Origin of the sequence: Gilliamella sp. Nev3-1, from assembly GCF_001690435.1 — a bacterium.
Taxonomy (GTDB): Bacteria; Pseudomonadota; Gammaproteobacteria; order Enterobacterales; family Orbaceae; genus Gilliamella; species Gilliamella apicola_C.
The window spans coordinates 41,404-64,559 of record NZ_LZHN01000063.1 but is presented as its reverse complement, the minus strand read 5'-3'; the positions used below and the strand labels follow the sequence as shown (position 1 = coordinate 64,559).

The following is a 23,156-nucleotide window of genomic DNA, read 5'->3' as shown; positions in this document are numbered from 1 at the left end:
CCATAACTATTTTAGGTATACGATATATAAGTATACTGCGCCCGTATAACCTAAGCATATACCTAAAAAATTTGGTTGTAAATGTACCTTAATGATACTTACTGGATAATAAAATTGCTTTTAAGGCTTGTTGTTATTGGGTTTAGTGTACTTTAATGGGCTTTAAAGAATGTTACTGTTTATTGAATTGGGCCAAGGGAAACAGAATCATATAGATAAACACACTGGAAATACTGAAAGATTAACTTTTAAAAATCGAATCGTATACCTAAACGTATACCTAAAACAAAAAGTGACCCCAATATTAGGTATTTTAATCTTGCCGAATTGAAAGGTTAAAAAAAATTGGTTTTAGAATTTTGACGGTGTAAAAATTTATCTAGGTGAGCGGTATCCGTTAATTATGTTTTAGATTTTTTATACCTCCCCCCCATAAAAATAAAATTTTATAAAAAAGTGTTCACGGTGTTCACTACTTGCTTGAATCCTTATTCTAAAAGGGTTTGAGCGGTGTATACTTGAATATTTACTATTCACAAGTGTACACTTTAGGTGTTCACCACAAGATAAATAATGGATTAATTTAGATCTAGCTATATATGTTTAGCTAAATATTCCACCATTTCTTTATTATTTAAAAAAGAATAAAATCTTTTTGCTAAGGCTTTTATTCTTGTATATCGTTTTGCTTCACTAAGTTGTTTTTCGGCACAATAACAATTAAGACCATCATACATATCAAAGTAATCATAATAGATAAAAAGCCAATAGTGCTTTATTCTATGAAAATATCTGTTTCCAAATTCTATATATTTGAATACAAAACTATGAAGAAGATCGCCAATATCTTCTAAACTATTACATATCATAATTTTTTGGCTAAAAAGTCTCATGAAAACTAAACAGCTATAATTAATGCTTGGTATAGAAATATTTTTTTCGGAAAGATATCTTTTTAAGTACGTCATAACCTCATCGCTATCTATTTTTTTATCAAGTCCCAAAGAAGCAATAATCAATAGTATTTCTGAATCATCACCTTGCATAACTTGTTTTTCAGCCCAATCAATTATTAGGCCACTAGAATAAAAATATTCTGATGGTGAACCATAATATTGATTAAATCTATAAAGCGATAAAATTTCATCGAGAGATAAATTACTCAATTTTAAAACCTTTTATTTATAAGAAAATACCCATTTAATGTATCTTATCTTACATAAGCGAACAACAAAAAACCGCCCAAATTAGGCGGTTCATAGGTTAACAAATATTAACTACGAGCTAGTTCTTCGGCTTTGGGTAGCCAATCTTGACTAGTATTGATATTAAGCTCTACGTTGGTCCTCATCCCTTTATTTGCTCTTTTACGCATGTAGTCTTTACCGTTTTCTTTCATTGCATAATTAAGCGATGTGCCAAATTGCGTCAGTGATAACGGATTGTTTAAACCTGTATTGCGGATGTATTCAATATAAGCATGATATAAATATTTTCGGGGGTTAAAGGGCATTATTCCCATATTGCCAATAAACATACCATTGGGATAATCAAGCGCATCAAGATAACTACAAAAATCTACCAAGTGGTCGGATTCGCGTTTAATCGCCGTCGCTTCGTCTGATTGTTGTTGCTGGTGTAGTCTTTCTTTGGCTTCTGCTGGACTGGTAAACTCATTTAATAGCAACCTCACAATTGAGGGGAGTTCTTGCTCTATTTTGCTAACCAAGTTTAAATCTCGCTCTTTTTCAGGGATGACCTCGCCAAAGTGAAAGATAACCCTACGCCGTGATATACCGCCGTTACGCTCGTTAAATCTCATTGCCTCGTTATTGATAACCAAAACTACCGCAGGGATTTTACATGAGTAAGGTTGCTTGTGTTTTGGGTCTATTGCGACTTCATCACCGCCAGTAATCGCTTTTAATCCTGCACCACTACCCATATAACGCGGTTGGTCGGGTAATATGACTAATGAGTAACCCACGATTAAGGCTCTGTCCCTTGCCTTTTCTAATGCGTCCATAGTGCCTATTACAGTATTGTTTTTACCTGATAACATCGTCGCAATTTCAGCAAAAACACTTTTACCGCTACCGCCTGCGCCTGTAACCTCTAAGAATAATTGCCAGTCATGACGATTAGCCAATATCATATATAGCGCAGCTAAGATATTTTTAGCCTTATCTTGATTGCCTGATGCTCTTTTTAGCCATTTAGCGAAGTTTGGCGCGTGAGTATCAAAAGATTCATTTTCTTTGACAGGGTAGTAATCAATATCATTACTGACTAATAGCCAATCTTGCTTATTGTGAGGTCTAAAGGTTTGGCTTTTTAGCTCATATACGCCATTTTTAAAGCAGATTAAATCTTTCTGAGGTGTTCCCATTATAGGCAGTGATAACCTGAGCGATTCAACCGCTGAGCTAATTCGCATAGGGTTAAATGGCTCGCCTGATTGAGTGAATAAATCGGCTAGCGTTCGCATTAACAGTTTATCGCTTATAGGTTGCCATGCGTTATCTTGATAGTGATAGATTTCATCGGTAGTAAGATTAATCGCAAGGTTATTATCATAATATTGATTGAGCAGTTCGGCGCGTTGGCTTGATGCCATTTGCGATAGGTTCATGCTTGATAACTCGTTTTGCATGTTAAGTTTTGTCACGGTTGGTAACTCTGGTTTTATGAGGTTTTTATTAAAATGAGCCGAAGCGTTATCACTTCCAAATTGTTGTCTATAATCATCCCAATCACATTTATAATCTGTATCAGGTACTGAGTAATAACCATCTACCGCTTGAGACGCTTCTATTGCTTTAGCTAAGCCCGTATTCGGGCTTTGACCAATATCGTTATCACCTGCGATAATGATTTTAGTAGTAGGATTTAGTTCACGAATAGACTTAGCTACATGAATAAGATTGCCTGCGTCAATGGCAGATATAACAATAGACTGTTGGCGGAATTCCGCTATCGATATCCCTGTGGCTAAACCCTCACAGATAATAATTTCATTGTGTGCGAGCAAATTTGCGCACACCTCGGCAGGTCGGCTCAATATTGAGCGCACTAATATAAAAGCACTTTTCTTATTTGAGTTTTTCATTAAGTGCTTACTGCCGTCAGGCTCGATAAATTGACCACCTGCGTATTCATTATGAAGATTCAGCATAGGCACAAAAATGCGCCCGTTATCTAACAAGGGTAAATCAAAGGTTAACCCTTTCTTGGTCAGGTATTGAGATTGCCCTAATGTTGCTTTAGATAGCAAATACTCGACCCTTTTACATACGGGATTATCTGGTATGTTATCATTATGTAATTGTTCAGAATCTATTTTTCTAAATACGAGATTTTCCCGTATTTTGTTATTCTGATTAGAAAGATTTAAACACTCCACTACTTTACTCGATGCTTCTTTAGCGTCGCATTGACAATAGTTTTTGATAAGCTCTAAGCCGTCACCACTACCGCACTGGTTACAGATATAAGTACCTCTACCATTTTGGTTATCAAATCTAAATCTATCCTTACCTCCACAGACAGGGCAAGGGCAATGTTTGCCATTACCCACCTCAATACCTAATGATTGAAAGATATAATCCCATTTACCTACGGCTTGGGCTGTAATTTCGTTGATTTTCATATTTTTAGCCCTTAGTTTGTTCCATGTCTAGTAGCTCAAATTGAGCCACTAAAATATAAAATCGCCTAACTTCGGGTGGTAATCGTTTGGTATCGTCATCGTTATGGACAAAATCAAACTCTTTCATTCTTTGCCTCCTTGCGCTCGGTTTCGCTTCTAAATAGCTTTTTAGAATCGTTAATTAAGTCTGATACAGCATCAAGGGCATAGGAGCGTAATTCTTCGTTAATTGGCGTGTTTGAATCACAATCAGCCATTAAAAGCGTGGTGATAGCGTTAGCTTGTCCTAGTCTTGTATTGATAGTATTAATTGCGTCCAATGAGATATTAGCCATTATTATTATCCTCTGTTAACCCGTACTCTTGTAACTCATCAAAAGCTTGCTCTACTAAATCAACGATAACCCATAGTAAATTACTCATGTCGGCTTGTTCGATAAAAGGCTCGTCATATCCTGCGCACTTATAGTTAGTGTTATCTAAGGCAATTTTAGCCATGCTCCGAACTTGAATAAGTTTTGTTTCGATGTTATTTAATATCTGAAAGTTATTATTGCCCATAGTGATAACCTCCAAAGCTTTTAGTGTCTTCAATAACTGGATATAAGCGAATTCTGGCAATAAAGATAAGGGATGATTTGCCTAGGCTCTTGCGTGCTTGGCGTTCGGTTGTTGCCGTTATTTGGACTACTTGAGCCGTTGATAGGTCATAGAATTTATATAGTTTTTGAGTGGATATAATAGGGGTAGGGATCGTAGTCATAGTGACAGCCTCCAAGTAATGATTTACATAACCACCGCTAGAGGTTCCAATCTCGTTGGCGGTGACGTTAGCAGGGTTGGAACTACTGGTTACTTGGTGACCCAGCCATCCTTTCGGATGCCCCACTAACGCCACCATAGAAGAAATATTGATAAATAGGTGTGCGCAAGCATTGACACAAAAAAAGACGCTTTGGGCGTCATGTGTCGCCAAGTAACTGTTCAGGGTTCCAATCCTGACCTTAGATTTTGCTAAGGCGTTATCAATATAGCCCGAATGATTGAGATTGTGCAAGTGTTTTTTACTTGATTTAATATCTGCTTGATAGAGATTTAAAACAGAAATTAAATTAAATAGGTCGGGTTGCCCATTTTTAGGGCGTAGGGTATCATTACTATTAGCCATAGCATTACTCCATTTAATGTTTGTGGTTAGATAGCTTATTGAGGCGTGAACTCTCTGGGCTATTGTTTTTTGGGGCGCGACCATTATAATGGTCGTCACCGTGTAATTATAATAATATCTGGTAATTACCATGTCAACACCAAAAGAAAAAAGATCACCACAATACCAAATGCGATTAACCGAAGAATTTCGGCAACAGTTAGAAGAAGAAGCTATGAAAGATGGCGATACTAGCTTGGCTACTTGGATTAAAAGAGTTTTAAGAAAAGAATTACAATCACGAGGAATTATACCTAAAGCATAATAATTAAGTTTCTTGTGGTTTCTTTTTATGGACTCAAGAAACCTACTTTTAAAATTCAACCCCATGCAATGATTAGTACGCATTAAAAAAACGGTTTTCATTGCGTACTTAGTGCGTACTTTTACACTGGTTTCCACTGAAATAGGCTTTTTTGACTGAAAACTAGAATTATTGCCAACCAAGAAGAATGATTTCACCTTTTGGATGGCGTTAATCCCATCAAAACAGCAATTTAAGCGATTATTTAGGGCTTGAGTATATTGCCCTATTGCTAGGGCGTTAAATGGGTGTGTAGTCATCATAATTAAGCCACCTTACCCAATAACCGAATCATGTAGCTTTGTGATAACTTGATGAGTTCTGCTTTTCGTTTTTCATAATTCCAACCCATATCTATTAACGTGATATTGGATTTCTCAAGGTAAGCTAAGTGATTAAGCTGTTCTTCAGTGATATGGTCGCGAATATCACCCGTGAGATTATGAGCTTTTCGGTAAGCCTTTGCTGTCATGCCAAGTACAATACGATTAATCATATCAAATTCATTAGTATAGTGATGTGGCTTGGTCTCCTTGCCTAGGGATAATCGTTGTATAGTTAAAGCGTCACACATAGGACGGCTATAATCTGCGACTTCTAAACGCGCTTTTAATCGATTAAGTGCTTTCTTTTGGATTGCTGGAGCGATTTCTTTAAGGTGTTCTTCACAACGTATAAAGTACTTTCTTATTGCTCGTCCTTTCTCGTTATTTTCAATCATTGCTAATTCTTTAGCGGTTCCGATTGTAAGGATGTAATCTGTACTTTTACGATCTCCACCTCGCTTAGTTGTCCATTTTATTTGCTGTTCATTATTTGTACTTTGATTCCTGAATTCTGATGAATCAAAGATTAAAAAATCATCATTTTTAATAAGTCCATATTCTTTTATTCTTCCCTTTATCCATGTTGAAAAATCATTTCCTACTTTTAAGTAATTATGTAAAGCCTTTGCGCTAACTGTTTGCTGTAATTTGCCGTTTAATTGTGTTTCGGTTACTGGTACTAAATTATTAAAATCTGTCATAAGTATTACTCCTAACGTGTCGAAAAATCCCTCTTTTAGCTAAATTTAGGCAAAGGGATACCGTCGGCTCAAAAATGAGCTTTGCTATAAAATCAATTAATTAAGCTGCTTTGCTTGGGTAAAGTGCTAAAATTTGGCTGATATCTGATTCAGTTAATAAGCTATTTTCATAACTAAGAATCAGATTAACCACCTTTTGAGCATCTTCCTTATTGGCTAGGTAATAGCGATAGTGTGAGCCTATTCCGTCGGTATTAGGTTCATCCATGCGCTTTAATGTGATGCCTAACTTTCTTTCTAGCTCTGAACAGTAATTTCTACCACTAGAAAGCCTACAGGTGAGCAATATCTCATTTTCGGTAATACCATTGTCACCAGTACACGCAATTAATAGGTAAGCTCTCGGCTTTTTGGGTAGCTTTTTATAATCAGATTGGCTATGATTGGAAGCGTCAAGATTCCAATGCAAGCCCTCGATTATTTCGCGATATAGAGGGTTTTGTTTTATCACCATTATGCTACCTCGCGACGTTCTACTCTGCGAGATTCAAGCCAAGAATAAATCTCATCAGCTCGATAGCCAACACGGCGTAAACCGATTCTAATTTTTTGCGGAAAAGTTTTATCTTTCTTCTCTAGCGTGTAAAGGCTAGTGTCAGATTTGAAATGTAGTAAGTTTTTTACTTCTTGTTTGGAAAGGATTTGGTTTGTCATTAGTTATATTCTCCTGTATCTAAAAGATGCTATAAGAATATAACTGTATAAACAAACATGCATTACATTAAATATTAAAATTTACCATTTAATAAAATGGGAAAAAACCTAATAAATTAGCTGATTAACTATCAATAACTAAGCATTGAATACCGCTATATATTAAAATGATATAATTCCCATTTTACTAAATTAGTTTCCATTTTATTCAGAAAATTCTTGCCATTCATCTGGTATAACCAACTCAAAATCATTATTATTTGTAACGGAGGGTTTACCTATTTTGATTTCATATAACCAATTTGAAATGGTTTTTTCGGTTGGTGGATTTGTAGCATTAAAATCATTAGCAATTTTAGAGAGTATTTTTCTGGATAAGGAGACTACTTTACAATGTGGAAATTTTTCTCTTGTTAATAAAGCTGTTTCAATAGCAAATGGCTTGTAAAAATTTTCGGGTTTTCTCATTATTTTAACATTTGCTTTGTTTTCACCAGAGTCTATTACATCTCCCCAACGTATGAAAGATGGGCATAAGCCCAGTTCATCAATAAATAAATCAGGTAAGAATTCGTTATTTGCGGATTGTAGTAAAATGATATCTTCTGTCGAAATAAGTAATTCATTAGCATTAAAAATAAACTCATTGTCACCCCTAATTTTTAAATAGTAATCAAAAATTTCATCCATGTCGCCAATTTTGGTCATTGGCAGTAGGGTTTGAATAGAAACTTCATGAGGAGTGAACCCTTTTTTATTTCCACATGTACGCATGTTTTGTCTTAATTGCAACCAATGGCTAAATCTTTTAATTCGCCAAATCCCGTAAGCTTTACCAAAGTATGTTGCTCTAAAAAGTCTCGGGAAATTATCGGGTTTTATCTTGTCTGGTGTTTCAATAAGATAGTCATACTTACGTGGGTGTGGGTAGCGACTAGCTCTTCCTAAAATATTGGTAGTAAATTGCCCCAATACCCTAATACTATTTTCAATTTTATTGACATTATTAAATTTTTCTATGAATGTTTCACATTGTTCGTTATATTCTTTTTTCTTTGCACAAAAACACAAAGAACATTCAAGCTTATTAACGAAAGCATACAAAGCAATCATCCCCTCACTATTCCAAAATAAAAAATCATCTACATCACAATCTAGAATTCTAGCGGCTCTTTCTAGTTTAACAAATGGAATTGGTGGTAATTTTGGATTCAATGCCATACGCCCCTCACGCCCCTAATAGATATTTGCGCCAGTTCGCTAGGGTTGCGAATGTTCGGGGATCAGCCTAGACGCAAATAATACATTAATATACAGTTAGGTACATTATAGCACTGTGTTTATATACATGGAATTAATTATGATAAAATTACAGGATTAAAATAATACTTAGAGGTTATAGAAAAATGGCGTTTAAATCTATATTAAATAAATCATCAAATAATTTTGGGTTAATTATCAGTGATAATTTCACGTTTAATCTTGATATCAACACTGTTGAACAACACACATCAAAATTAAGAGTAACGGAAAACCCAATTGAAAATGGGGCTAATATTGCGGACCACGCAGTATTAGACCCGAAAGAAGTGACGGTGTACGGGTTAGTTGTCAGTTATGAGCCTAAAGCTAATTCGATTGAGCGGATGACAGGTTATAATTTTGAGGAATACCCTGCGCCAATGAAAATTAGCCCAATCACTGAACAAGCGGAAAAAATGATTCAGCGTTATTATGCATCCATAAATGAAACAAAAGAGAAAGTCAAAAATCAAGTTGTGGCTGATTTTTTACTTGACTACCAATCTCCATTTTTAAACAGCTCATCATCAGATCGTATTGCTGATGCTCATGAAAAACTGTTAGCAATACAGCGAAGCGGTGAGCCTGTCACACTACAGACTAACACACGGCAGTATAAAAACATGATACTTACGTCTGTTGGGCTTACTCAAAAGCAAAACACAAGTGGTGAATTTGTTTTAACGTTTCGTGAAATTTTCATAGTTGAAACGCAAATTGCTAACGGTTTTAAAATGTCTAAGCCGAAAGTTAGAAATCTAGGCAGAACTCAGCCAAGGGAAGTCACTGATGAAGAAAAAAAGGCTATTTTAGCAAGTTTAGCAAATAGGTAAGTTTTTAGCTGTCTTCATAATGAAGATAACTGCCTTTTGAACCTTAATCGGGTATGGTTTACTTAAGCAATGGTTTCCATTTTTCTGTGAAAGCAAGCATTAGCAATTATTACCGCTTTTGCTTAGATTAGTATCCATTAATTTAAAGTAGTTTCACTGGATACCTGAATGGATACCTATATAAGTACTAGTAATTATATAAATGAAATTTGTTTTAGATGTGAGATTTTATTGAGATAAATTATGTAGTTTGCTGTTTATACAATTTTAGCAAATTATTTATGCCAATTAAGCTTCCATTATTAAACCCCATTTGAGAATATTTAACAGCGTTAACATAATAAGGATCATTTATATGATTTACAATTGTTTCTAACCAATCTGAATGCTCTGAAATACGTAATGTAAAACTCCAAATCATATAAATAATTCCTGCTATTCTATATAGTTCAGGGCTATCATTATTTAAATTAGCGACATTTAGATCTAAATTATCAAACATTTCTAAATTAATTTTATTATTTGACACGGAGGTATTCCATAACCGAACGTGGTGAGCACACCTATTTCTAATGATATTTAAATATTCTAATGATGTCTTAAGTGATAATTTCACATTTTTGCTATTTGGTCTGAGAAATTTCATCGATTTACATATAGCAACTTTATATTTATCATCAAGGATTCCATAAAATTTAGACATTGTTCCAAAATTCCATATTTCGACAATAGCCCATATAGGAATTTCGTTATACTTTTCTATATTCCATTTTATACAATCATTAGATTTATTTTTATCTATTAAAATATTTAAATTATTTAACCAATTATCATGTTTGTCATGTGAATTATTATCTATTATTTTTTTATCTTTATATGCAGTTGGTGAAATTTTTCCTAACTCATAAGCAATAATCGCTTTTAAATATGTTTCTATTCGTTCCAGCCCCAAAAAAATAATATTTCTAAGCTTAACATCAAACAAATATAGCTTATAGATATTGCTGAATAGAGTATTTTCTATAAAATTTTCATTTCTTCGTGATTCAAGTTTATCAGAAGGCGGTGGGATTTTTAATTTTCGAAAAGGGTACCAATAACCCGATAACCTATAATATCCAACATTGGCCAACTTCTTTTGGGCTTGTTTGCGGTCTAAATCAGAGAAAATCATCCCCCGATTTTCTAACTTTATTAGCTGATCTTCATATGAAAGATGTGGTTTTAAGTTAGCCATAAAATATTATGTAGTAGAAAAAAGAAAGCCCCAAACGTATCAAGTTTTAGGCATTAATCAAAATTAAAGATTAACGACCAAAAAATGTAGAGGTATAAAGGGGCACTGTTAGGAGCTAGTATAATTATTTTTTGTAACATGTCTACTAATGTTTATTGACCTTTATTGACGCTTAACATGAAAGAGTTTTCTAAAAACACTATATGTAGTTATTTTTACATAAAAGCTAAGTAGATATTGTGTTTTCAATAAAATTAATCTTAGTTTTGATTGCTCATTTTTCAATCTAATTAATAATAAACTCTTAAACCACCTTTTATCTTTTTATTGAAGAAATTGTATTTAGTTCTCATTAATTAAACGGATTTTAAGATATTTAAATTCCATAAGTAGTAGCTAATTTGGAGCAGGGGGATTTCAGGCGGTTAAATCCTTTGGTGATGGCGATACTAGTTCTATGCGCACTGGTTTAGATTTGGCTATAATGCTACTACCCATAGATTGATGATCTAATGTCTGCTTTTCAGAATAACCATGATTAGCAAGCATCAATTTAGCAATACTCGCGTTAAACTCACCCTTTAAGCCTTTATTAATTAACTCGACTTCTTGGCGTGCTTTGATAAGTTCTAACATGTCCTTAAATTCTTCGCTTGAACTCGCATAATTATATAAACTTGACCTTGAACAGTTAGCATATAAAGCCAGTCCAGCCATAGAGGGAATGATTTCGCCATTTTTGATATAGCCCTGTTTATGCAAATACTCTTGCCCTAGTTTTAACATGTCCTTTATCTTTGATTTTCGCCCTGCCATATTACCACCTAACTTACTAATAATAAGGCTATTATAATCCAATAAGGCGAATTATTAGATTGCTTTCTAACGTGTCCAAAAATTCACTAAACCAACCAAGAGGAGGGGGGAGTAAATTCCTACGACCTTATACGCTCTAAACCGCCTAGCCTCCTTTTTATGCAAAACCGCGAATTGAAATAATTTTTTTGACTGCTATTACTAAATGGGTAACCATAAATAGCTATGGTTGAGTAATTCAATTTAATAAACCTGCTGGCTTTTTAGCAGATTGCAAATGTAATACCTGTATGGTGGAAATCACCATAGAGCATTTATTCTTTTCCTCTAATAATAGCCCTAGATCAACCTTAAAATCATCCTAGCTTAACATTATGATTAATAATTATTTTATTTTAATAAAAAAATAACGCTATTTAAATATATTTATATTTCAATTAGTTAATTACAGGATCAAGATTATTTTTAAATGTGTATAGTAGTGAACAGTAGTGAATACTAGTGAATACCAAAAAATATATATAATAAGTATATAATATATTGATATATATAAATTAATATTAGGTTGGTGAATAGTAGTGAACACTTTATATTAAAAGTTTAAGATTATGGGGAGGTAAGCATAAAAACAACTTAATAATTGGTATAGGTAAAGGATGACATTTAAAAAAGCACCCCTCAGATATGAGGAGTGGTTATTATGGAGAATTGAAGTGAATAACCCAAATATGGGGCACGGTATGAATAGCGTGATATGGTTAATGATTAACTAGCTTTAAATTGCGGTTACCTGATAGTGAGACATTTCCTTGGCTTGCTTGCTCGACAAAGTCACCCCACCAATCAAGCATGATTCTACGTTGTTCTAGGTAAGTAGCTCGGTTATAAGCTCGCCTTACGCTATTGATATCGACGTATGCAAGTGCTGCCTCAATAATATTAGGGTCAAATCCCTGCTCGTTTAATACTGTACTAGCTAAGGCTCGTAATCCATGTGCGACTAGTTTGTTTTTATACCCCATTCGTTTTATTGCCATGTTAGCAGTACTACTATTCATCGGGGTTGTATAAGGCGGTTTCATGCTTGGGAAAATATGCTCTCTATGCCCACTTATAGGCTTCATAATTGATAATATAGCCATAGCCTGCTTATTGAGTGTAATAGTATGCTCTCGCCTCATTTTCATTTTTTCGGCAGGAATAACCCATAAGCAATTGTCTAGATCAATCTCTTGCCATTTTGCCCCTACCGCTTCATTTGGGCGTGTCATTGTTAATAATTGCCATTCAATCAAGCAACGCGTTTGTAATTCGATTCTGGCCATAGCAAGGGATTGCATAAATTGGGGCAGCTCTTGCGCGTTTATTGTTGGCATTTGCCCTTTTATAGGGCTTTCAAAAGCATCTTTTATCTTGGCTGCTGGGTTAGCATCAATCAAGCCTATATTCACCGCATAAAACATAATCTCATTGATACGTTGGCAAAGTCTTTTAATTGTTTCTAATTTACCATTAGCTCTTAGTGGCTCCATGGCCTTAATAAATTCTTTTGCTTTTAATTTAAAGATTGATTTATCACCAATATAAGGAAATAAATGTAACTCTAACGATTCCCACGTTCTTTTTAAGGTGCTTTCAGTTAGTCCTTTGCCACTTTTAACTTTAAACCAATCAGCGGCTACCTTTTTAAAGGTGCTAGTAATTTCGTCATGCTTACGTTGTTCTTGTTCTGCTTTGTGCTCTTGAGGATCTACACCTTGCTTTATTAATTCTCGCGCTTCATCTCGTTGTTTTCGCGCTTGCTGTAGTGAAACCTCAGGATAACTACCGAAGCTAATTAATGCGCCCTTTTTGGTATATGGACGCGTATACTTAAAACGCCAGATTTTAGAATTATTCGATTTAACTAAGAGATACATACCACCGCCATCAAATAAAGAGTAATCTTTATCTCTTGGTTTGGTGGCTTTTATTTGGGTGTCTATTAATGGGTGCGTTTTCCTTGCCATAACTATTTTAGGTATACGATATATAAGTATACTGCGCCCGTATAACCTAAGCATATACCTAAAAAATTTGGTTGTAAATGTACCTTAATGATACTTACTGGATAATAAAATTGCTTTTAAGGCTTGTTGTTATTGGGTTTAGTGTACTTTAATGGGCTTTAAAGAATGTTACTGTTTATTGAATTGGTGGAGCCAAGGGGGATCGAACCCCTGACCTCAACGCTGCCAGCGTTGCGCTCTCCCAGCTGAGCTATGGCCCCAAAAGAAAGGGATAAAACTGTGGCTAATAATATGCAACTAAATGGTAGGTGTCAATCAATTTGGTATCATTTGTTTTAAAAATAGTCTAATGAAACTCTGCCAATTAATGGCAGAGTTTAAACAATTAGCGTAATATTGAAGGTTGATCAGCTCCTTCTGCTTCAATTTTTGGTGGCATAAAGTGTTCTCTTTTTACGCCTAATTTAAGTGACATATAAGCCGCCACATAAATTGATGAGATGGTACCAAGCACAATACCCACCCCTAATGTTTCAGAAAATCCTTTTAACATTGAACCACCAAAGATATATAGAATAATCACCACAACAAGTGTTGTCCCAGATGTCATTAAAGTACGATGCAACGTTTGCGTTAATGAGATATTAATTACATCATAAGGTTCTGCACGGCGTATCTTTCTAAAATTTTCACGAATTCTATCAAAGACAACAATAGTATCGTTGAGTGAATAACCAATAATGGATAACATTGCAGCAATAATCGTTAAATCTAATTCTCGTTCAAATAGTGATAGATAACCTGCAGTAATGACGACATCATGCGCTAAAGCAACAACCGCTCCAGTACCAAATCGCCACTCAAAACGGAATGCAATATAGATTAAAATACAAACTAATGCGGCACAGATTGCCAAAATACCATCTTGAGCAAGTTCAGCGCCAACAGTTGGACCTACAAATTCAATACGTTTGATTTGAGCATCTGCATCAATATCTTTATGTATTAAATTGGAAATTTTTGTACCTAGCGCATTATCAATAGCCGATGAGGTATTGTCTTCTTGCTTAGCCGAAGGTAACCGAATGATGATATCTTTACTACTACCGTAATATTGTACTATCGGCTCATGATAGCCTGCATCGCGTAAACTATTACGAATATCATCAAGATTAACATTTTTTGTTACGGTAAGCTCGACTGTTGTTCCGCCAGTGAAGTCTTGCCCTAGATTGAATCCTTTAACAAAAATAACGACAAAAGACGCTACAACTAAGAGCATAGAAATAACAAAAGCAACGAAGCCAAATTTTAAAAAGTCGAGGACTCTGCGACCATGATTTAATTCTCTAACATCATGATTTTCTTTTTTATTAATAATCACAATAAACCTCTAAATTGATAACTTATTAACGCGACGACCGCCATAAATAAGATTGGCTAATGCGCGAGTACCAACAATCGATGTAAACATTGATGTAACGATACCGATACCTAACGTAATAGCAAAGCCTTTAATTGAACCAGTACCAACTGCATAAAGAATAACCGCAGTAATTAAAGTAGTAAGATTGGCATCAAAAATACTGCTCCAAGCTCCTGCATATCCTTCATTAATTGCATGTTGCACACTTCGACCATTACTCAGCTCTTCTTTTATTCTTTCGTTAATCAGTACATTAGCATCAACAGCCATACCTACGGTCAATACAATACCAGCAATACCCGGCATGCTTAGCGTTGCCCCAGGAAGTAAAGACATTGCACCAACAATTAAAATTAAGTTTGCAACTAATGCAAGGCTAGCAAACACACCAAATAGGCGATACATTACTAACATAAAAATAACTGAAACCGCCAAACCCCATACACAAGATTCTAAGCCTTGGGTGATATTTTCTTGCCCCATGGATGGCCCAACAGTTCGTTCCTCAATAATTTGGATCGGTGCAATTAATGCCCCTGCACGTAATAATAGTGATAAATTTTTAGCTTCATCAATACTACCTATACCCGTTACTTGGAAACGATCACTAAAAATACCTTGAATAGTCGCGACGTTAATAACTCGTTCTTGTTTTTCAAGAATCGGCTTGTCGTTTTCATCGCGTTTTCCTGTATCTTTGTATTCAACAAATAAGGTTGCCATCGATTTATGAAGATTTTTTTGGGTAAAATCAAACATTTTTTTACCGCCTGCACCATCAAGCGTAATAGCAACTTCAGGTAATCCATATGGATTAACACGATATGAAGAATCAGTAATATGATTTCCTGTTAATACAATACGTTTATAAAGTAATACAGGACGTCCATTTTCCATATACTGAATTTCTGAACCATAAGGAACGCGCATATCACCATTGATAATGGCCGGTAAGTTTGGTGTGCTTTCTTCGTTAACTTGCCTAAACTCAAGTGTCGCTGTAGCCCCTAAAATGCGCTTAGCTAACGCGGTGTCTTGAATACCTGGTAATTCAACTACAATACGATCAGCACCTTGGCGTTGAACAATAGGTTCGGCAACGCCTAGTTGATTAACACGATTACGTAAAATAGCGGTATTTTGTTGCACAGCATCATTTTTAGTTTGTTGTAAACGTTGTTCACTGATATCGACAACAATACTGCTGTCTGTTTGAGAAGCTACTTTGTAATCTCGCAATCCATTAATTTTAGTAATACCTTTATTGCGATCATCCGTATTATCAAATTGTAATACAATTTGTTGATTACTATTTTTGCTGATTTTTTTATAATTTAATTTGCTATTTGTAAATTCAGTTTTTATGTTTTCAATAGATTGTTCAGTGAGTTTACTTAATGCGGTTGTCATATCGACTTCCATTAAAAAGTGAACGCCACCACGTAAATCAAGACCGAGTTTCATAGGCTCAGCACCTAATGCTGTCAGCCACGTTGGTGTTGCTGGTGCTAAGTTCAATGCAACGATATATTCTTCACCTAATGCTTCTGATATGAGCTCTTTTGCTTTAAGCTGTGTATCATTATCACCAACGCGAATTAAAATTGACTTATTTTCATAAATTAATGATTTAGTCTCGATGTGATTATCAGCTAAAAGTTTTCTGATTTTATCTTGCGTAGCAACATTAATTTCAGCAGTATTTGAGCCTGAAATCTGTATAGCAGGATCTTCACCATAAATATTTGGAAGTGCATAAAGAAGGCCGAGGCAAATTACAACGACCAACATAATGTACTTCCACAAAGGATAGCGGTTTAACACGACATATTCTCTTGTGGAATTAGATAATCAATACAATGAACAATAATAGATGATCCCTATTATAGCGATTTCATTGTCCCTTTTGGTAAAACTGATGTGATAAAGTCACGCTTGATCACAACTTCAGTAGTATCATTTAATTCTAGCGCTATGTAGCCATTTTCGTTGACTTTTGATACACGACCAATAAGTCCGCCATTGGTTAATACTTCATCGCCTTTGGAGATAGAAGCCATAAGATCGCGATGTGCCTTTGCGCGTTTTTGTTGTGGACGCATGATCATAAAATAGAAAAATAAACCAAACACAACTAACATAATTGGCATGAAAAAATCGCCACCGGGTTGGCTACCATCTGCAGCATAAGCATTAGAGATTAAAAAGTCCATACTGGTCCTCTTGATTAAAATAAATTTTTAAAGGTCAGAATTATAACATAATAAATAAATCTGTTATTAACTATTTCTTGTCAAAAAGCCTTAGGAAAACATATGCTTTAGGATAAAATGCTGGTTTTATTTATTTTAGTTAATATGACTCCACTATTGAATTAAAGGAAGCTGATATAGGCTCATTATGTGGTTAAATATTGAGCCATGCTAACTAAGTTAAATAACCATTTAGGGTAAATTCCGCAAAGCATCGTCAATAAGGCACATAATACGATGATTAATTCGCTTATTCTAATATTAGTCCATTTTAACTTAATCGAGGCTCCACTTAACATTTTTCCATCACAGTTAATTGGTTTTATATAAAGATTGATAATTAAGCGAGCATAAAAATAAAGTCCTAATGCACTACCAATCACTACAGCAGCAACTAACCACCATAATTCTGCTGTAACACCTAATAGCACCAGTAAAAATCGACCGACAAAACCTGCGGTTAATGGTGTACCAGCTAAAGATAAAAAACCAATCCCCATAGCTAGCGCAAGAATTGGTCTTCGCCAAAATAGACCTGAAAGATCGATCTCATTTTCATGATCTTGTAGTTCATCTGAATGGGAATCTAAGCTGATTGTGCCTAAAATACAGATATTAGCTAAAATATAGCCAATGAGATAAACGCCAATAGTTTCTAATGCAAGTACTTGATATTGCACAGCAATTAACGCTGTAAATAAATAGCCAAAATGTGCAATTGAGGAGTAAGCAAGTACTCGCTTTAAGCTACTTTGCATCAATGCCAATAGATTGCCCCATAAAATAGAACAAAAAGCCATAATAACTAAAATAATACGGATTGTTTCATTGTTCACAATCGGTGCCAATAAAAACAGCCTAGCAATGGCACAAAAAACTGCTACCTTTCCAACTGTTGATAATAATAAAGCAACAACCGTTGGTGCGCCTTGATAAACATCGGGTAGCCAAAGTTGGAATGGAACGAGAGATAATTTAAAACCAATACCAACTAACATCAAACAAACACCCATCAGTAATAATGTACTTGGGTAAGTCATCGTTGAGAGTTGATAACTTAGCCCACTGAATGTTAGCTCACCAGTAGTTGCATAATAAAATGCAATCCCTATCAATAAAAATACACTGGCAATAGCAGATAAAATCATGTATTTAACTGCTGCTTCTAATGAATGAGTCTGTGTATATTGATAGCCAATTAACCCTACAAATGGAATAGATAACAGTTCAATCCCAATAAAAAATGCAATGAGATGGCTTGCGTATAAGAGTGTTACTCCACCTAATGTCATGAAAAGTAGGATTAAATAAAATAGTCCGTGATGAATCTTTTCTTGCCGGAACCAACGATAAGCAAAACAGGCTACAGCAATAGATATCATTAAAATCAAACTGGTATAAAGCAACCCATAACCATCACAAGTAAAAAGTGCGGTGATATGGTGCGCTTTCCACTCATCTATTGAACTATTATCAGTGTTTGAATTAGCATCAATATTTGTCTTATCAATCTTACTGTTGTTGACGTTGTCATCAATGTTTTCATTTTGTTTGTCCACATCATCAGTAGACACAGTATCAATTGCTATCGTTTCTTCAGTTGATGGAGTTAGTTCTTTATTGGCATCTGAAACTGATACCGATAATTGCATATTATCACTACTGATATCTGCAATAGCTTGTGCATTAAATGAAATTTTATAGCCAACTACCGCGGAACAAGCTAACGCACATGTTAATCCACAAATAGTTAAAATAGTACATCCTTTAGTGCTTATTTTAAAAACAAATAATGAAAATAACACAACAATGATGGCAATGCTTAGTACAAAAATAGGCGATAAAGCTATCATAGATTATTACTCTCCCACTCGTTCTGTGGTTATGTATTGTTGTGTTTGATTCATGATAGAATAAGACATATCTAAAATCAGTTGTGGATACAAACCAATAAAAATAAGGACAATTAAGATGCTTGATAATAACAAAATATCTTTTTTACTAAGTAGATGTTTTGTGGAAGCCTCTTTATCTGCGGCGCCATAGAATATTGGCTGCATACGCACGATAAATGAAATAGACAATAATAATAAGCCAATTACTAGCAAAATGGTATAAAAAGAAAATGTGTTATAACTACCAAGTAACATCATATAATTACCAACAAAATTAGCTGTACCTGGAATACCTAACACAGCTAATATAAAATATAAAGTTAACGAAGATAGATAAGGCACTCGTCCTTTTAACCCAGTGAACTGGTTTATATTCCGAGTGGAATAACTTTCAACCAATAACCCACTAATTATAAACATACCAACGATTGCTAAATTGATGGCTATCATCTGGATAACTACACCTTGATAAGCAATAATAGAACCGCTATAGATTATTGCAGTAACAAATCCCATTAAAGCGATATGAATATAAGCAACAAGTTTTTTAATATCGGTTTGGTTGAATGCAAGCAATGCTGCATAAACAACGGTAGCCAGTGCACAAGCTAACATCAATGGCATAATCATGATTGAAGCATTAGGAAATAGTGGTATAACAAAACGTAATAAACCAAATGCTGCTGTATTGAGTAATAATCCACTAATCATCATTGAGCCAGTTGTTGAAGATTCAATATGGGCTTCAACAAGCCAACCATGAAAGGGAACAAAAGGAATGCGTACTATCAAAGCAGCTAAAAAGCCTAACATCAGTAAAAATTCAGTATGGCTTGATATTGGTGTTTTTATTAATTCCTGAGAATCAAATGTCCAATGACCTGTTAAGTTCCAGTTAATTAGTGCCAATGAAACGATTGAAATTAGCATCAGCAAACTGCTTAATTGGGTATAAATCAAAAATTTGCTTGCCCCATTAAAGCGTAATTGCGAGCTCGAATCTCGGCGCCCCCATAAGGAGATCAAAAAATAGACCGGTATTGCCACAGCTTCCCACAGAAAGAACATTAAAAATAAGTCAGTGGCGACAAACAACATCATAATGGTTGATGTCATAAATAATAGGCACAGGTAAAATAAACCAAGATTGTTTAAATTTTCTTTACTAGAATAAACAATAGTCAATAATACAATAAATAATGTTGAGGTAATAACAACCATTGATAAGCCATCTAAAACAAGGTGAAAACGGATGCCTAGTAATGGGATCCACTCTAGATTAATTTCCTTTCCCCAGTTTGCGCCTTGCTTTAGTGTTTCAGCGGCATCTATCCATAATACGATCGCTATCGATAATGTAATACAAATTGTGGTAAATGCTACAATTATGGGTAATTTTGACCAACGCTTTTGTACGTTGATGGAAACTACCCCCCTTTGTAAACATGCATGGCATAACCAACCAACAAATCCGCCTATTACAGGTAAAAAAACAAGCCATAACAACATGAATGATTACACCTTTATTAAATGAAAATCAGTAACATTAATATAATAATACTGCCTATAACCATCGAAACCATATACCATCTAATTTGCCCATTTTCTAGATCAACGATAAATGCGTTTATTTTTTTTATGCCCAACATTATCCAATTATCCCATAAAGCAATAGGATCTTTTTTTAATAATTTAGCTAGATAGATATAAGGTTTAACAAATAAGCAATTTAATAAATAATCATAACGCCAATCACTATTACACAAACGTAAAAATAATTTAATCATTGGTGTATTAAGTACTTCTCGCACTTCGCTATTAGGGCGCACATATAAAATGTAGGCAATAAGAAAGCTCAAACCTGTCACTGCGGCTAATAGTAGTTGAAAAGGCAATTGCCCATTAGTATCTAACTTGCCTAATGGAATAATGCCATGAATCGGTAACGGAAAATGAATAAATAAAGCGGTAGTAAATACCAATAAGATAAAAATTGGGCTATAGCTTACCCATTTTATTTTTGTAAAATCATACCATTTTTGTTTATGATAAAATACCATTGAAATTAAACGCCAAATGCCTAAGCTAGAAAATAAAATACCTATCAGACCAATCGTTCCAGATATTAATCTACCCTGCGCCATTACTCCCCAAATGATATCTCCTTTGATATAAAATGATGCCGAAATCCAAGGAATAGCACTGAGTGAAAGCATAATTAACAAAAATACAATATACAGCGTTGGAAAAGATTTAATTAAACCGCCTAATTTGCTTATATCACGCTCACCTTGGCATTTTTTAATTACAATAGATGAGGCTAAAATTAACAATGTGCTTGTTACGGAGTAATTAATTAAGCAATTCAAAGACAAATTCCAACTTTGTGTTGAAAAAGCATAAAAAAGGTAACTAATTTGCGCTAAATTGATATACGTGATAATTCGTTTAATATCGTACTGCACTAATGCAATAGTACTAGCAAATAATATCGTTAATGATGAAATCATCGATATAATAGCTAAAACATCGCTCGACATCATAAACAAATTACTTAATCTTAAAACTAAATATACCCCAGCTAAAATGACTGTTGATGATTGTAACAAAGCTACCGCGGGCATTGGCGCTAATGTTGTTTCGGCAAACCATGAATGCATGGGAAACAGTGCAGATTTACTCATTGCTCCAAGGAATAACATTAAAGTTATCCAGAATATAATGTCTGAATCAACCGCTAAATTATCATGTGCTTGCACCAAAACATCATGAATATTTAATGTGTTTAAAGTCTGATAAAGTAAAAATATACCAATGATTAAAAATATATCCGTTAAATGCATAACGATAAATGCTTTCACTGCAGCATAGCCATTACGCGCTTGTTGATAGTAAATACCAATAAGTAAGTAAGTACTTATGCTCACACCTTCCCAACCAATTAGCATAACAAATAAATTATCAACTAATATAATAGTTAACATGCTAGCAATTAATAAGTTACTGTAAGCATAAAAAGTATAAATATCCTTTCTTAACGTCAAATAACAAGCTGCAAAAAAATAGATCAAGAAACCAAAAAATGAGATTAGCACTAAAAAAGTTAGTGATAAACCATCTAGTGTCAAAGATAAAGGTATAACGAAATCACCAACAGAAATCCAATTCCATAATAGCCTAGTATAGATTAGCGTCATGTCGGGCACTGTATTTGAATAAAAATCAATACATGAAAATACCGTAATTAATGCAACGATGAGCATAGTACTGACGCCTATAATTATTACATTAATTGAGCGTATATGCCTCCCTAGGCAAATCAATCCAAAAAAAGAAAGCAAGGGAACAATGATAGTTAAATAAAGTAGATTCATCCTTTCATCTCACTCAGTGAGTCAATATTTAAGGTTTTTCGGCGGTAGAATAGTTTCATCATTAATGCTAGCCCAACACAAATCTCTGCTAGGGCTGTTATTACCGCGAGTATTGCAAGTACTTGTCCATCAGATTGTTGCCAATAACTACTTGCCGAAAACAACGCAACGATTGCACCATTATTCATAATCATCAGGCTAAGCAACAGAAAATAGAGATTGCGTCGAATCATTACCCCTAATAAGCCGATCACAAATAAAATAGAAGCAAAGATAAGACAATGCATAAGTGGGATCATATTATTTCTCCGACAACAGCCGATGCATAAAATGATAAGCAATCACAGCTGCACCTAATAATAAAAATATAGCTAATTCAGCCATTAAAATGTATGCATATACAGACATTTCATGCATTAATTCATGAGACTCTTTCAGCTCCGAATAGTTGACCGTTACTACACCATAAATAAGCGCGACTAACAAAATAAAAGCTAAAATTAATGGCCCTAACCAAATTTTTGGGCTAATGCCTTGTTTTTTTGTTTCTATATTATCAACACGAATTGCCAAAATTGAAGCGACAACATAAAAAAGAGCCGTTGTTCCACCAATAAACAATAATATATATATAACAGCAGAAAAATAGGTATTAAGTAGAATAAATATCGACGCTGAAGCAAACAGCGAAATAATAAGGTACAAAATTGCCTTATCAACTCGCAAGCTACTAATCACTTTTATACTAGCAATAACAGCAATAATCGACGCGATATAAAAAATAGCGATCATCTAATTATCCAATACATATTCATAATACTGTTAGTATATACCCAAATGATATTAATATACAGTTTGCAACACTGTGTTCACTGAAAAATAAACCAGCTAAATACTATTTAGACGAACATTTCAAAATTAAAGAAATATTTTTACTTATTAATATTTTGAAGTAAATATAATTAAAACAATTAAAAACAATTAAAACCATAAAATTTTATTATTTAAATTCAAAGCAACATTGTTATAAAGTATATATCTTAAGCAAGTTAACCAACAATTATACCGATGTCATTAAACTGCCATTTTTTTCATGCATTTTAAAGGATCT

The 23,156-nt window shown here is 34.3% G+C and carries 23 protein-coding genes and 1 tRNA gene; 2 read left to right on the top strand and 22 right to left on the bottom strand.

What is annotated here, in order from left to right:
- Positions 1-593: 593 nt before the first annotated feature.
- The 6 genes from A9G40_RS09610 to A9G40_RS09590 all read right to left on the bottom strand — a co-directional run bounded on the left by A9G40_RS09610 (position 594) and on the right by A9G40_RS09590 (position 4,817).
- Entirely contained in the window at positions 594-1,166 is a 573-nt protein-coding gene (locus tag A9G40_RS09610; protein ID WP_065582856.1) for a hypothetical protein, read from the bottom strand.
- 107 nt (positions 1,167-1,273) lie between these two features.
- A complete protein-coding gene (locus A9G40_RS09605) occupies positions 1,274-3,649 on the bottom strand; it encodes a primase-helicase zinc-binding domain-containing protein (RefSeq protein ID WP_065582855.1) in 2,376 nt (791 codons plus the stop codon).
- A gap of 4 nt (positions 3,650-3,653) precedes the next feature.
- Positions 3,654-3,776 (bottom strand): hypothetical protein, encoded by a 123-nt coding sequence (locus A9G40_RS15515; RefSeq protein WP_255307307.1) that lies wholly within the window; start codon positions 3,774-3,776, stop codon positions 3,654-3,656.
- Positions 3,763-3,984 carry a hypothetical protein gene (locus A9G40_RS09600; RefSeq protein WP_065582854.1) on the bottom strand — a complete coding sequence of 74 codons (222 nt, stop codon included), beginning with the start codon at positions 3,982-3,984 and terminating at the stop codon, positions 3,763-3,765. Before A9G40_RS09600 ends, A9G40_RS15515 begins: the two co-directional genes overlap by 14 nt.
- Positions 3,977-4,210 carry a hypothetical protein gene (locus tag A9G40_RS09595; RefSeq protein WP_065582853.1) on the bottom strand — a complete coding sequence of 78 codons (234 nt, stop codon included), beginning with the start codon at positions 4,208-4,210 and terminating at the stop codon, positions 3,977-3,979. The genes A9G40_RS09600 and A9G40_RS09595 overlap by 8 nt, the downstream gene beginning before the upstream one ends.
- Entirely contained in the window at positions 4,200-4,817 is a 618-nt protein-coding gene (locus A9G40_RS09590) for a host cell division inhibitor Icd-like protein (RefSeq protein ID WP_065582852.1), read from the bottom strand. Before A9G40_RS09590 ends, A9G40_RS09595 begins: the two co-directional genes overlap by 11 nt.
- 130 nt (positions 4,818-4,947) lie before the next feature.
- Between A9G40_RS09590 and A9G40_RS15040 the strand changes: the two genes are divergently transcribed.
- Complete coding sequence (locus tag A9G40_RS15040) at positions 4,948-5,121, top strand: hypothetical protein (RefSeq protein ID WP_176700243.1); 174 nt, start codon at positions 4,948-4,950, stop codon at positions 5,119-5,121.
- A gap of 304 nt (positions 5,122-5,425) precedes the next feature.
- Here A9G40_RS15040 and A9G40_RS09585 read toward each other — a convergent pair whose 3' ends face one another.
- From A9G40_RS09585 to A9G40_RS09570, 4 genes are all read right to left on the bottom strand, one after another.
- On the bottom strand, positions 5,426-6,187 hold the full coding sequence (locus A9G40_RS09585; RefSeq protein WP_065582851.1) for an antA/AntB antirepressor family protein: 762 nt from the start codon (positions 6,185-6,187) through the stop codon (positions 5,426-5,428).
- A 100-nt stretch (positions 6,188-6,287) separates the two neighbouring features.
- Positions 6,288-6,701, bottom strand: coding sequence for a hypothetical protein (locus tag A9G40_RS09580; protein WP_065582850.1), 414 nt, complete (start codon positions 6,699-6,701; stop codon positions 6,288-6,290).
- Entirely contained in the window at positions 6,701-6,901 is a 201-nt protein-coding gene (locus A9G40_RS09575) for a helix-turn-helix transcriptional regulator (protein WP_065582849.1), read from the bottom strand. Before A9G40_RS09575 ends, A9G40_RS09580 begins: the two co-directional genes overlap by 1 nt.
- Before the next feature lie 204 nt (positions 6,902-7,105).
- Positions 7,106-8,122, bottom strand: a complete 1,017-nt coding sequence (locus tag A9G40_RS09570; protein ID WP_034914933.1) for a hypothetical protein — start codon at positions 8,120-8,122, stop codon at positions 7,106-7,108.
- A 185-nt stretch (positions 8,123-8,307) separates the two neighbouring features.
- Between A9G40_RS09570 and A9G40_RS09565 the strand changes: the two genes are divergently transcribed.
- A complete protein-coding gene (locus A9G40_RS09565; RefSeq protein WP_065582848.1) occupies positions 8,308-9,036 on the top strand; it encodes a phage baseplate protein in 729 nt (242 codons plus the stop codon).
- A 241-nt stretch (positions 9,037-9,277) separates the two neighbouring features.
- Here A9G40_RS09565 and A9G40_RS09560 read toward each other — a convergent pair whose 3' ends face one another.
- The 12 genes from A9G40_RS09560 to A9G40_RS09505 all read right to left on the bottom strand — a co-directional run bounded on the left by A9G40_RS09560 (position 9,278) and on the right by A9G40_RS09505 (position 22,837).
- Positions 9,278-10,273 (bottom strand): Abi family protein, encoded by a 996-nt coding sequence (locus A9G40_RS09560; RefSeq protein ID WP_065582847.1) that lies wholly within the window; start codon positions 10,271-10,273, stop codon positions 9,278-9,280.
- Between the two features lie 417 nt (positions 10,274-10,690).
- Positions 10,691-11,089, bottom strand: coding sequence for a terminase small subunit (locus A9G40_RS09555; protein ID WP_065582846.1), 399 nt, complete (start codon positions 11,087-11,089; stop codon positions 10,691-10,693).
- Positions 11,090-11,847: 758 nt separating this feature from the next.
- Positions 11,848-13,098, bottom strand: a complete 1,251-nt coding sequence (locus tag A9G40_RS09550; RefSeq protein ID WP_065582935.1) for an integrase domain-containing protein — start codon at positions 13,096-13,098, stop codon at positions 11,848-11,850.
- Positions 13,099-13,282: 184 nt separating this feature from the next.
- Positions 13,283-13,358: transfer RNA gene (locus A9G40_RS09545), tRNA-Ala, on the bottom strand.
- Positions 13,359-13,483: 125 nt separating this feature from the next.
- On the bottom strand, positions 13,484-14,476 hold the full coding sequence (secF, locus tag A9G40_RS09540; RefSeq protein ID WP_065566199.1) for a protein translocase subunit SecF: 993 nt from the start codon (positions 14,474-14,476) through the stop codon (positions 13,484-13,486).
- 15 nt (positions 14,477-14,491) lie between these two features.
- Positions 14,492-16,348: a protein translocase subunit SecD gene (secD, locus tag A9G40_RS09535; RefSeq protein WP_081302223.1), complete on the bottom strand. Its 1,857-nt coding sequence runs from the start codon at positions 16,346-16,348 to the stop codon at positions 14,492-14,494.
- A gap of 59 nt (positions 16,349-16,407) precedes the next feature.
- Entirely contained in the window at positions 16,408-16,737 is a 330-nt protein-coding gene (gene yajC, locus A9G40_RS09530) for a preprotein translocase subunit YajC (protein WP_065566193.1), read from the bottom strand.
- Between the two features lie 185 nt (positions 16,738-16,922).
- The gene (locus A9G40_RS09525; RefSeq protein ID WP_065566192.1) at positions 16,923-18,629 is read right to left on the bottom strand and encodes an NADH-quinone oxidoreductase subunit N; all 1,707 of its coding nucleotides are present in this window, start codon (positions 18,627-18,629) and stop codon (positions 16,923-16,925) included.
- 6 nt (positions 18,630-18,635) lie between these two features.
- A complete protein-coding gene (locus tag A9G40_RS09520) occupies positions 18,636-20,180 on the bottom strand; it encodes a complex I subunit 4 family protein (protein WP_065582844.1) in 1,545 nt (514 codons plus the stop codon).
- 17 nt (positions 20,181-20,197) lie between these two features.
- Positions 20,198-21,934 (bottom strand): NADH-quinone oxidoreductase subunit 5 family protein, encoded by a 1,737-nt coding sequence (locus tag A9G40_RS09515; RefSeq protein WP_065582843.1) that lies wholly within the window; start codon positions 21,932-21,934, stop codon positions 20,198-20,200.
- A 107-nt stretch (positions 21,935-22,041) separates the two neighbouring features.
- On the bottom strand, positions 22,042-22,344 hold the full coding sequence (nuoK, locus tag A9G40_RS09510) for an NADH-quinone oxidoreductase subunit NuoK (RefSeq protein ID WP_065580136.1): 303 nt from the start codon (positions 22,342-22,344) through the stop codon (positions 22,042-22,044).
- A gap of 1 nt (position 22,345) precedes the next feature.
- Complete coding sequence (locus A9G40_RS09505) at positions 22,346-22,837, bottom strand: NADH-quinone oxidoreductase subunit J (RefSeq protein WP_065582842.1); 492 nt, start codon at positions 22,835-22,837, stop codon at positions 22,346-22,348.
- Positions 22,838-23,156: the final 319 nt, after the last annotated feature.

Bases quoted from the DNA above. Each gene is read 5' to 3' on its own strand.
- A9G40_RS09525 (WP_065566192.1), bottom strand. From the start codon at position 18,629: ATGATAGCTTTATCGCCTATTTTTGTACTAAGCATTGCCATCATTGTT.
- A9G40_RS09565 (WP_065582848.1), top strand. From the start codon at position 8,308: ATGGCGTTTAAATCTATATTAAATAAATCATCAAATAATTTTGGGTTA.
- A9G40_RS09585 (WP_065582851.1), bottom strand. From the start codon at position 6,187: ATGACAGATTTTAATAATTTAGTACCAGTAACCGAAACACAATTAAAC.
- A9G40_RS09560 (WP_065582847.1), bottom strand. From the start codon at position 10,273: ATGGCTAACTTAAAACCACATCTTTCATATGAAGATCAGCTAATAAAG.
- A9G40_RS15515 (WP_255307307.1), bottom strand. From the start codon at position 3,776: ATGAAAGAGTTTGATTTTGTCCATAACGATGACGATACCAAACGATTA.
- A9G40_RS09605 (WP_065582855.1), bottom strand. From the start codon at position 3,649: ATGAAAATCAACGAAATTACAGCCCAAGCCGTAGGTAAATGGGATTAT.
- A9G40_RS09570 (WP_034914933.1), bottom strand. From the start codon at position 8,122: ATGGCATTGAATCCAAAATTACCACCAATTCCATTTGTTAAACTAGAA.
- A9G40_RS09575 (WP_065582849.1), bottom strand. From the start codon at position 6,901: ATGACAAACCAAATCCTTTCCAAACAAGAAGTAAAAAACTTACTACAT.
- A9G40_RS09505 (WP_065582842.1), bottom strand. From the start codon at position 22,837: ATGATCGCTATTTTTTATATCGCGTCGATTATTGCTGTTATTGCTAGT.
- yajC (WP_065566193.1), bottom strand. From the start codon at position 16,737: ATGGACTTTTTAATCTCTAATGCTTATGCTGCAGATGGTAGCCAACCC.
- nuoK (WP_065580136.1), bottom strand. From the start codon at position 22,344: ATGATCCCACTTATGCATTGTCTTATCTTTGCTTCTATTTTATTTGTG.
- A9G40_RS09580 (WP_065582850.1), bottom strand. From the start codon at position 6,701: ATGGTGATAAAACAAAACCCTCTATATCGCGAAATAATCGAGGGCTTG.
- A9G40_RS09520 (WP_065582844.1), bottom strand. From the start codon at position 20,180: ATGTTGTTATGGCTTGTTTTTTTACCTGTAATAGGCGGATTTGTTGGT.
- A9G40_RS15040 (WP_176700243.1), top strand. From the start codon at position 4,948: ATGTCAACACCAAAAGAAAAAAGATCACCACAATACCAAATGCGATTA.
- A9G40_RS09515 (WP_065582843.1), bottom strand. From the start codon at position 21,934: ATGCTCATCGTTGCATTAATTACGGTATTTTCATGTATTGATTTTTAT.
- A9G40_RS09555 (WP_065582846.1), bottom strand. From the start codon at position 11,089: ATGGCAGGGCGAAAATCAAAGATAAAGGACATGTTAAAACTAGGGCAA.
- A9G40_RS09590 (WP_065582852.1), bottom strand. From the start codon at position 4,817: ATGGCTAATAGTAATGATACCCTACGCCCTAAAAATGGGCAACCCGAC.
- A9G40_RS09595 (WP_065582853.1), bottom strand. From the start codon at position 4,210: ATGGGCAATAATAACTTTCAGATATTAAATAACATCGAAACAAAACTT.
- A9G40_RS09550 (WP_065582935.1), bottom strand. From the start codon at position 13,098: ATGGCAAGGAAAACGCACCCATTAATAGACACCCAAATAAAAGCCACC.
- A9G40_RS09600 (WP_065582854.1), bottom strand. From the start codon at position 3,984: ATGGCTAATATCTCATTGGACGCAATTAATACTATCAATACAAGACTA.